Source organism: Acinetobacter sp. YK3, assembly GCF_001729365.1.
Taxonomy (GTDB): Bacteria; Pseudomonadota; Gammaproteobacteria; order Pseudomonadales; family Moraxellaceae; genus Acinetobacter; species Acinetobacter vivianii.
The window spans coordinates 1-9,323 of record NZ_LZPJ01000009.1 but is presented as its reverse complement, the minus strand read 5'-3'; the positions used below and the strand labels follow the sequence as shown (position 1 = coordinate 9,323).

At 40.7% G+C, this 9,323-nt stretch carries 9 protein-coding genes; 6 read left to right on the top strand and 3 right to left on the bottom strand.

Going from position 1 to position 9,323, the window contains the following annotated elements:
• Nucleotides 1–283: 283 nt before the first annotated feature.
• The 5 genes from A9Z07_RS01520 (at nucleotide 284) to A9Z07_RS01500 (ending at nucleotide 5,958) form a co-directional block, all read left to right on the top strand.
• Nucleotides 284–1,243 (top strand): metal-dependent hydrolase, encoded by a 960-nt coding sequence (locus A9Z07_RS01520; RefSeq protein WP_004772737.1) that lies wholly within the window; start codon nucleotides 284–286, stop codon nucleotides 1,241–1,243.
• A 295-nt stretch (nucleotides 1,244–1,538) separates the two neighbouring features.
• Nucleotides 1,539–2,513: a metal-dependent hydrolase gene (locus tag A9Z07_RS01515; protein ID WP_005258110.1), complete on the top strand. Its 975-nt coding sequence runs from the start codon at nucleotides 1,539–1,541 to the stop codon at nucleotides 2,511–2,513.
• Between the two features lie 39 nt (nucleotides 2,514–2,552).
• Nucleotides 2,553–3,377 carry an SDR family NAD(P)-dependent oxidoreductase gene (locus A9Z07_RS01510; protein ID WP_069576355.1) on the top strand — a complete coding sequence of 275 codons (825 nt, stop codon included), beginning with the start codon at nucleotides 2,553–2,555 and terminating at the stop codon, nucleotides 3,375–3,377.
• 93 nt (nucleotides 3,378–3,470) lie between these two features.
• Nucleotides 3,471–4,991 carry a flavin-containing monooxygenase gene (locus A9Z07_RS01505; RefSeq protein ID WP_069576353.1) on the top strand — a complete coding sequence of 507 codons (1,521 nt, stop codon included), beginning with the start codon at nucleotides 3,471–3,473 and terminating at the stop codon, nucleotides 4,989–4,991.
• A 94-nt stretch (nucleotides 4,992–5,085) separates the two neighbouring features.
• Complete coding sequence (locus A9Z07_RS01500; protein ID WP_069576349.1) at nucleotides 5,086–5,958, top strand: class I SAM-dependent methyltransferase; 873 nt, start codon at nucleotides 5,086–5,088, stop codon at nucleotides 5,956–5,958.
• Nucleotides 5,959–6,039: 81 nt separating this feature from the next.
• On the opposite strand, the gene A9Z07_RS01495 is transcribed toward A9Z07_RS01500, so the two are convergent.
• Together A9Z07_RS01495 and crp are read right to left on the bottom strand one after the other, a co-directional pair.
• Complete coding sequence (locus A9Z07_RS01495; RefSeq protein ID WP_004772729.1) at nucleotides 6,040–6,816, bottom strand: M48 family metallopeptidase; 777 nt, start codon at nucleotides 6,814–6,816, stop codon at nucleotides 6,040–6,042.
• Nucleotides 6,817–7,019: 203 nt separating this feature from the next.
• Complete coding sequence (gene crp, locus A9Z07_RS01490; protein ID WP_004772727.1) at nucleotides 7,020–7,727, bottom strand: cAMP-activated global transcriptional regulator CRP; 708 nt, start codon at nucleotides 7,725–7,727, stop codon at nucleotides 7,020–7,022.
• Between the two features lie 148 nt (nucleotides 7,728–7,875).
• On the opposite strand from crp, the gene A9Z07_RS01485 reads away from it, so the two are divergent.
• Nucleotides 7,876–8,298: an OsmC family protein gene (locus tag A9Z07_RS01485; protein ID WP_069576347.1), complete on the top strand. Its 423-nt coding sequence runs from the start codon at nucleotides 7,876–7,878 to the stop codon at nucleotides 8,296–8,298.
• 72 nt (nucleotides 8,299–8,370) lie between these two features.
• On the opposite strand, the gene A9Z07_RS01480 is transcribed toward A9Z07_RS01485, so the two are convergent.
• Complete coding sequence (locus tag A9Z07_RS01480; RefSeq protein ID WP_069576345.1) at nucleotides 8,371–9,171, bottom strand: M23 family metallopeptidase; 801 nt, start codon at nucleotides 9,169–9,171, stop codon at nucleotides 8,371–8,373.
• Between the last annotated feature and the right edge of the window lie 152 nt (nucleotides 9,172–9,323).

Below are 9,323 nucleotides of genomic sequence, written 5' to 3'. Positions count from 1 at the left end.
ATTATATATAAAAATATTTTTACATCATAATGAAAGATATTTTTAGAGCAAATTTCCTTTAAATCTGTTTTGTAGAAAATTGAGGAAAAATCATAAAAATTACCCGAATTGAATCCGAACATAAGATCGGTTTACATTTGCTTTATACGAGGATCAGGTTCAAGAAAATCTCCCGAATATTTTTTCGTACTTTCCTGTCAGTTGGGATAGTCGAAAAGAGATGAACCAGACGAAAAGAATGTAAAAGGGCAAATGACGCTCAAGTGACTAGGTAGGTGTAGCCATGATTAGCAGCACATTAAGGAAAGGTTTAAGTTTATTTAAATCGAATCCAATAACTGAGCAAATCGATTTTGCGAGTAAAAAAAGTATTCCAATTCGTCATTTAGCAATCGGATTTGAAGGCAAGGAAGTTGATTTATCATTCTATATGAACAATCAATTCGCAACGATTTTTTTCGCTACGCTTTCTGTATTTTTAACTTATGGCGAAGATCTGGTGATTGAGACAGCACGTCATCATCGTGACTTACTCAAAGATCCTGTTTTAAAACAACGTGTCACTTCATTGATTGGACAAGAAGCAATTCATTCAAAACTACATAATGAATTTAATGATGCGATTGTTGAGCTAGATTACCCTGTAAAACTCTATCGCTTTCTGGGCGAGCAATTCTTTGAATATATTTTCTTGAAATTTCCGCAACCTCTAAAACTTTCTCTCATGGCAGGGATTGAGCATTTCACCGCAGTATTGGCTGAATACATGATGGAGCATGAGCAGAACTTCTATTTCTCGGATGATGCCAAAACACGTGCTTTATGGATGTGGCATATGCTGGAAGAGTCAGAGCACAAAGATGTTGCCTATGATGTCTATCAGACATTGAATGGTAATTATGCGTTACGTGTTTCAGGCTTCTTCTTGGCTTATTTCACGATTTTAGGTCTTATCCCATTCTCAGCAACCTTGGTGCCTATTTTCCGTAAGCCACAAGAAATGCTCACTACAAAATTCTGGAAAGATGCACGCCGTGGAGTGAAGCTGATTTTTAGTCCGAAAGATGGCGTTTTTGGTAGTACCCAAGGCCGTATTTTTGATTATTTACGGACGGACTTCCATCCAAATGATCATGATGCTTCAGCTTATTTTGCCTACTATGAGAAGAAGCTTTTATCAGAGGGTGGTGCCTTACATCCATTCTTTGTAAAAGAGTTCACACCTAAAGTACAGGCAGCTTAATCACAGGACTGATCAAGGGCAGCAGAGCTTGCATTTGTATGGATATGTCGAGTTGGCAAAATCGCTCATGTGGATATGAGCAATTTGGTTCTAGTCATATTTGATCTGTGCACTATGCTGTCAGGAACTTACTTAATAAGCCGAGTACAAAAGGCTTATTAGGAGAAATGACGCAGCATTGACTTAAATTATTTAAGGATTGAATCAAGTAAAATTGCAGAAATAATCTTATAGACAATTTTATTTTCAATCGATGTGCTGTTGTTGGACTTTTATTCTCTCTGGGGATCAAGCCATGGTTGCTCAAATGATTCGAAATGTCTTTTCAGACAAATTAAGTACGAAATATCAGGGGATTATTCAGAACCTAGCAAATAAATCGCCCATTCCAATTCGTCATTTTGACTTTAAGTTTAACCCGTCAGAACTAGATGAAAGATTTTTCTTAAATAAAGAATTAGCAACCTCTTACTTTCATGCCTTATCCATTTTCTTGACCTTCGGTGAAGATGTGGTGATTGAAACAGCACGTCATCATCGCGATTTTATTGATGATCCAATTTTAAAACAAAGACTGACTTCTTTGATTGGACAGGAAGCCATTCATTCAAAAATTCACAATCAGTTTAATGACGAAGTGCTGAAAGAGAATGGCTATCCAGTCGAGTTACTACGTGCGATTGCCGGCAAGGTGTTTGATTATGGGATCTATAAACTTCCACAGTCTTTACAGCTTTCATTGATGGCTGGCATTGAACATTACACGGCTGTGCTTGCTGAATTTATGATGCAGCACGAAGAATATTTACTTGGCTCACAAGATGAAAGACAACGTGCCATGTGGATGTGGCATATGTTGGAAGAATCAGAGCATAAAGATATTGCCTATGATGTGTTCCTTGAGTTGTCTGGTGATTATTGGCTCCGAATCACAGGTTTCCTGTTGGCCAGTTTGACGATTTTAGGGGGTGTTTCACTAGGTGGCTATCTGATGCCATTTGTACGTAAACCAAGCAATCTGATTAATCCTCGCTATATGAAAGATATTGTGGAGAGTACCGCATTGTTATTCGGTAGTGAACGAGGCGTGTTCGGTAGCAGTTTCATGCATATTCTTGAGTATCTGCGTCCAAGTTTCCATCCCAATGACCATGATACGACAGCGTATATGGCGTACTACAAAGAGCGTTTATTGAATCCTGAAACAGGTTTATTAAGCCCTTATTTCCTTAAAGAGTTTGTGCCACCTGTACGTGCAGCTTCTGCATAACTTGGTCCAAGTCAATATGATATTGCTGGGAAAACAATGATGAGATTATTTGCTAAGAAAACCAAGCCAAGCCAAAAAGCATTTGCTGTGGTGACTGGTGCAGGAAGCGGTATTGGTCGTAGTTTTGCGCTTGAATTGGCAAAACGTGGCGGCACAGTGGTGTGTTCAGACATTAACCTTGATGCAGCAAAAGAAACGGTCGGTTTAGTTGAAGCGCTAGGTGCGAAAGCATTTGCGGTGAAATGTGATGTTGGCAATGCCAAGCAAGTGGAAAAGCTGGCAGAACAGGCTGAGCAATTGATGCAACATCCAACCACATTGGTCATCAATAATGCCGGTGTTGGTTTAGGCGGCAAGTTTGATGAAACTTCGCTGGAAGACTGGAAGTGGGTCTCTGATATCAATTTATGGGGCGTTATTCACGGCTGCCATTATTTCGTACCTAAGTTTAAACAGCTCGGTCGTGGTGCGATTATCAATGTTGCATCTGCGGCATCTTATACGGCTGCACCCGAAATGACAGCCTATAACGTGACTAAAGCGGGTGTACGTGCATTATCGGAGACGCTTTCTGCCGAGCTTCGTAAACATAACATCAAGGTAAATGTACTTTGTCCAACGCTGGTGCCAACCAACATTATCAAGAATGGCAAAGTCCCACATAAAGGGATTCTGGACTATGCATTGACTAATCTGGCGTTTACCACCAGTGACAAGGTCGCAAAGCTGACGCTGGACCGTCTGGATAAAAATGAGCTTTATACCATTCCACAGATTGATGCCAAGTTATTCTGGCTCATGAAGCGTACAGCACCAAATTTATATGCAAAATTTTTGGGCACATCATATCGATTTATGAAATAACCCTGATTAAGCAACAGAACTGAATGAGTGAAATAAAGAGAGAACCTGTTGGTAATCAACTATTTCAGCTACATGATACAAAGGACATTTTAAATGACAGCTCAAGCAAAAAAATTAAATTCAGCTGAAGGAAAGGCTTTACCCTCGCACATTTACGATACTTTCATCGTTGGTGCTGGTATTTCAGGTATTGCGACAGCAATTCGTCTGGATCAGGTGGGGTATAGCAACTACAAAATTATTGAAAAAGCGATACGTGTCGGTGGTACATGGCGTGAAAATACTTACCCAGGTTGTGGCTGTGATGTACCCTCAGCGTTATATTCCTACTCATTTGCGCCAAGTGCCAAATGGAGTCACTTGTTTGCGCGTCAACCTGAAATTCTGAACTACTTAGAAGAAGTGAGTGAAAATTTTGGGGTGAACTCAAAAATCGAGTTTGGTACGGAATTACTCAATGCAGCATGGGATAAACAACGTAATCTCTGGGTGATTGATACCAATAAAGGGCAGTACCTGTCTAAGACCGTGATTTTTGCAACAGGGCCGATTACTGAAGCACAAATTCCAAAACTTGACGGACTGGAAACTTTTAAAGGTGAAATGTTCCATTCAGCTAAATGGAATCATGATTATGATCTAACAGGTAAACGTATTGCAGTGATTGGTACAGGTGCATCTGCCATTCAGTTCGTACCGCAGATTCAGCCAAAAGCCAAAGAGCTGTATGTGTATCAACGTACTGCGCCGTGGGTGGTGCCAAAACCTGATACCGACTTGGGTGATGTCAGCAAAGCACTGATTGAGAAGTTTCCATTGATTCAAAAGACTTGGCGTAAAACGGTTGCCCAGTCTCTAAATGCGATCAACTTTGGTTTACGTAATCCAGCTGTGTTAAAACCTGTGGGTGAATTGGCAAAACTGATTTTACGCTTCCAGATTGAAGATCCTGAACTCCGTAAAAATGTGACGCCGAACTTTACCATTGGCTGTAAACGTTTATTGTTCGCCAACAACTATTATCCTGCTTTACAACAACCGAATACTAAACTGATTCCACATGGATTGGTGAAGGTCGAAGGCAATACCGTTATTTCTGCAAATGGTGAGCGTCATGAAGTGGACGTGATTATTTGGGGAACAGGCTTTGAGGTGTCTCATCCACCGATTGGCAAACGTGTTTCAAATGAAAAAGGCGAATGCCTGAATGATTTATGGAAAAGCAGTTCGCCAGAAGCCTATTTAGGTACAAGCATTGAAAATGTGCCGAATGCATTCTTGGTATTGGGGCCTAACGTACTGGTTTATGATTCATTTATTGGCTTGGCTGAAGCTCAGCTGGATTATATCGTAGATGGTCTGCTTAAAATCAGAGACAAAGGCATTGCCAAACTCAACATTAAGCCTGAAGTGATTAAGCAGCATAATGAATTGGTACAGAAACATCTTAAAACCACCGTGTTTAATGCGGGTGGATGTAAGAGTTACTATTTAGATGCCAATGGTCGTAACTTTGCCGCTTGGCCTTGGTCATTGAAAAAGTTGAAGCAACGTTTAAAACGTATGGACTTGAATGATTATCAAGTGACTTATCAGACTGAAAAAACTAACTGATTCTAGATCAATCATCAAAGAGCAGTAAATTTTATCTAAGGATGGAATTTGCTGCTTATTTTTTGCAAGATAGAAAGAAATATGGGGGAAAATAATGAAAGAAGGACAATCAAGCCGAACGGCGGAAGCGGCTGCCGCATTGCGTGCCAATCATTTTCAGAATGCCACAGATCCTGTCTTTGCAGATCCTTTTGCATTCGAGCTAACCAGTAAAGGCTGGAAGGCATTGCTCAGCACGCCATTAACCGTCAAGCTAATGAATTCTTCCGTGTTTAACCGCACCTTGGGCTTATTAACAGGACAAGTGGTAGGACGTTCACGTTATGCAGAAGATCAGCTCTATGCCGCCATTGAACGTGGTGTTGAGCAATATGTCTTAGTGGGCGCGGGACTAGATTCATTTACCTTGAGGCAGGCACAACAATTTCCTCAGCTCAAGATTTACGAAGTGGATCATCCTGATACCCAAGCCGAAAAACAAAATAAATTACGACAATTGGGAGAGCTCCCAGTGAATGTGGAGTTTGTTGCAATCGATTTTGAAAAAGAATCGATTGCAGACGCTTTGGCACGTAGTTCGTTGAAGCAAGATCAAGCAGCTTTTTTCTCGTGGCTGGGCACAACGCATTATCTTGAACCAGAAACAACCCTCAATACCTTAGCCAGCATTGCAAAAATTGCTGCACAGGGAAGTGAAGTGGTTCTGGACTATTCAATTGATTATCGGGAGCTGGAAGGTGTTGAACGTTTCGGAACTTTATTTGTCTCCCAATTTACCCGATTTTTAAAAGAACCATTAAAAGGACAATTTAGACCGAAAGCATTGCATCAAGCTGTTGCTGAAATGGGATATAACGTGATTGAAGATTTATCAGGTGATGGGTTGAGTGAGCGTTATTTTCATGCGCGTCCAGATCATATCCGTCATACCATTGCAACGCATATGTTGCACTTACAGTTAGCTTAGCGTGAATGAGTCAGAGGTACGAATAAAAAAGCCCTTAAATGCACATAGGCACTTAAGGGCAGATGCTGCTGATGCTATGGATTAGCGGCGTTTATTATAAACGGCCATCGCTGCTGGCAAGTTTTTACGCATGTCGCTGATACGTTGTGTATTTGAGGGGTGAGTTGACAAGAATGAACTGCCACCAGCGCCATCTAAGCGATTCATCTTTTCCCACAGGCTGATTGCTGCATTCGGGTTATAGCCTGCTTTTGCCATCAACATTAAACCGCCGTAATCAGCACGGCTTTCAAGGTTGCGTGAGTAAGGTAGACCGATACCAACCTGACTGCCTAAATCAATTGCAGCGCCACCTAGATCACCAATGCTGTTGCCTGCATAAGATTTACCAATCCCAATTGCAAGATTAGTTAAAGCTTGTGCACCGATTTTGCTCTTTGCATGCTCTTCTAAGGCATGCGTCATTTCATGGCCCATAACCGCTGCAATTTCGTCATTGGTCAGGTTGAGCTTATTAACAATACCTGTATAGAAGACCACTTTACCGCCTGGTGCAACATAAGCATTGACCGTATCAGATTTTAATACCGCAAGTTGCCAATCAAAACGTTGACCTGTCTGATTCATTTGATCCGCATAAGGCTTTAAGCGGTTGAATACGGTGTTGATACGTTGATATGTACTTGAGCTACTATCCAACTGGTTTTTAGCACGCGCTTCCTGAGTCATTTTTGAGAAACTTTGTGCTGATTGCGCGTTTAAAGTTGCGCTGTCTGCACCAGCCATATCTGCGAACGATGCGCAGCCAGAAATTGTCATCACAGTTACAGCGCAAAGGCTTAAAGCTAATTTCTTCATACTTATTCTCTCCAAATCAGTATCTTATGAATATAGTCATGATCACGGTGGATTATAAAAAATGTTTACACCAGTTAACATTCTGAATACCTCTATAATCATTGTAATTATGTAATCAGCAATTGTTATAAATTTTGATTTAAAACATAAAAGCCAGTGACATTGCACTGGCTTTATAGCGATTAATCTGATCTTAGATCAAATTAATCTTCGTCATCATACTCATCTTCAGGGAAAGCATTTTCTTCCAAAGAAGCATCAAAGATTAAGATGGCTTTACCGTCAGTTTGAATCATGCCTTGATCTTCAAGTGTCTTGAGGACACGTCCAACCATTTCACGAGAACAACCGACAATACGACCAATCTCTTGACGGGTAATACGAATCTGACGACCATTTGGCAGAATCATTGCCTCTGGTTGAGCAGATAAGTCAATTAAACAACGCGCGATACGACCAGACACATCAATAAATGCCAGATCGGTTACTTTACGTGTGGTATTTTTAAGACGGCGAACCAGTTGAGCAAACACAGCATAGCTTAAGTCTGGATATTGTTTACTTAACTCATGGAAATTGTCGTAAGTGATTTCTGCGATTTCGCAGACATCGCGTGTACGTACTTCTGCGGTACGTTGAGGGTTCTTTTCAAAAAGCCCCATTTCGCCAAAGAAGTCGCCTGGATTTAAGTAGGCAACTACGATTTCACGTTCGTCATCTTCACGTAAGATAATTGACACTGAACCTTTTAATATTAAATACAGTGATTTTGATTCCGTTCCAGCGTCAACAATCGTGGTGCGTTTAGGATATCTATTAATATGAGCACGTTTTAGCAGCGCTTTAACTGATTCAGGTAGTTGACCTGGTGATAAAGCATCAGTGCTAAGTTGTGAAAAATTTGAAGTCATGCTTAAAATTTCCGAATTTGGATAAAACCGATCGCACAGACCCTTGAAAGAGCCTTTTCTACACAGAAGAGATGAAATTCCTTATCAACTCATTTTATGTTAGTGTACAAGAACAGAGTAAATTTATAACGTTTTTCGGGTAGTTGCAATGCAAACAAGTGTACATTGGTTAGAGAATGTTGCTTTTGAAGCAAAATCAGAAAGTGGCCACAGTGTGGTGATGGATGGTTCTGCCGAATATGGGGGTGAAAACCGTGGTCCACGTCCTATGGAATTGATTTTAATGGGACTTGGTGGGTGTGCTTCGTTTGATATTGTGACTATTTTAAAGAAATCTCGTCAAGATGTGACCGATGTCGTATGTCAGCTTAAAGCAGAAAGAGCAGATAGCATTCCAGCGGTGTTTACCAAAATTCATTTGCACTTCGTTGTGACTGGCAACGCTGTGAAATCTAAACAGGTGGAAAAGGCAGTCGAACTCTCTGCTGAAAAATATTGTTCAGCCAGCAAAATGCTGTCTGATGGTGGTGTCGAAATTACCCACGACTTTGAAATTATTGAGGCTGCGTAAAGCTTAAACTATTAAGTTTTGCTAAAAAGTGATCTGTTTTTGAACCGATCACTTTTTTATTTGTTGCTCTGTTTATTTTAGAAATAATTGTGGATCTACCCGAGCATTATTCAGGCTCATTCCCCAGTGTAAATGTGGGCCTGTTACGCGTCCTGTTTTACCGACCAGCCCAAGTATCTCACCTTGCTGGATGCGTTGGCCTTTCTCTACATTAATTTTGCTGAGATGGCAGAACATACTGATCAGCCCCTGACCATGATCAATCAGTACCGTATTACCATTAAAGAAATAATTGCCTGTTCCTACAACAACGCCATCCGCAGGGGCTACGACTTTCTGTCCTACAGGTGCTGGAATGTCGAGGCCAGAATGTGGTGCGCGTTCTTCACCATTGAAAAAGCGTTTTCTGCCAAAAGAGTTGCTAAATTTACCTGCGGTAGGGCGGATGAAATTGGGAAAGCTATTCCAGTTACTTTGAGTAAATGAACTATAAATATCATTTTGCTCTTTTGCTTCACGTGCATAGCGGTCGAGCTGATCCTGATTAGGATTGACATAGTCCTGATTCTTGACGTTTAAACGTTGTTCAGCATAGCGATACGGCGTTACTTCGATCTGAATCGGAGAAGCATTGGTGGTTAAGCTCAAATTACCTAATGGCGCAGAAAGTGGAATACCAAACACGGCATATTGTTGTGCGCCTTCTTGTGTAATGAGTACAGGTTTTTGCTCATAAAAGACTTGAGTGGTATTTGCTGTCAAGGGAATGACTGCAATCCCACCAGCGCGGCGAGAATCTTGTGGAAGTTGGGCAAATGCCGAATGAAGAGGAAGTAGGCAAGCTACGCTAAGTAAAAATTTTTTTAAGTACATGAGCATCATTTTAAATCAACTAAAGTGTTAAGCTAAATCGTTCGATCTAAAATCACAATAATGATTTTGTTCAGAATCGAATAGATAGAAAAATTATACAAAAGATACTTGAAATAGATTGTTTATACACCCATATTATTACTGAGTTTTAT

What these genes read in the sequence shown, in the direction of transcription:
- A9Z07_RS01520 (WP_004772737.1), top strand. Translation starts at nt 284, where the DNA reads ATGATTAGCAGCACATTAAGGAAAGGTTTAAGTTTATTTAAATCGAAT.
- A9Z07_RS01515 (WP_005258110.1), top strand. Translation starts at nt 1,539, where the DNA reads ATGGTTGCTCAAATGATTCGAAATGTCTTTTCAGACAAATTAAGTACG.
- A9Z07_RS01510 (WP_069576355.1), top strand. Translation starts at nt 2,553, where the DNA reads ATGAGATTATTTGCTAAGAAAACCAAGCCAAGCCAAAAAGCATTTGCT.
- A9Z07_RS01505 (WP_069576353.1), top strand. Translation starts at nt 3,471, where the DNA reads ATGACAGCTCAAGCAAAAAAATTAAATTCAGCTGAAGGAAAGGCTTTA.
- A9Z07_RS01500 (WP_069576349.1), top strand. Translation starts at nt 5,086, where the DNA reads ATGAAAGAAGGACAATCAAGCCGAACGGCGGAAGCGGCTGCCGCATTG.
- A9Z07_RS01495 (WP_004772729.1), bottom strand. Translation starts at nt 6,816, where the DNA reads ATGAAGAAATTAGCTTTAAGCCTTTGCGCTGTAACTGTGATGACAATT.
- crp (WP_004772727.1), bottom strand. Translation starts at nt 7,727, where the DNA reads ATGACTTCAAATTTTTCACAACTTAGCACTGATGCTTTATCACCAGGT.
- A9Z07_RS01485 (WP_069576347.1), top strand. Translation starts at nt 7,876, where the DNA reads ATGCAAACAAGTGTACATTGGTTAGAGAATGTTGCTTTTGAAGCAAAA.
- A9Z07_RS01480 (WP_069576345.1), bottom strand. Translation starts at nt 9,171, where the DNA reads ATGTACTTAAAAAAATTTTTACTTAGCGTAGCTTGCCTACTTCCTCTT.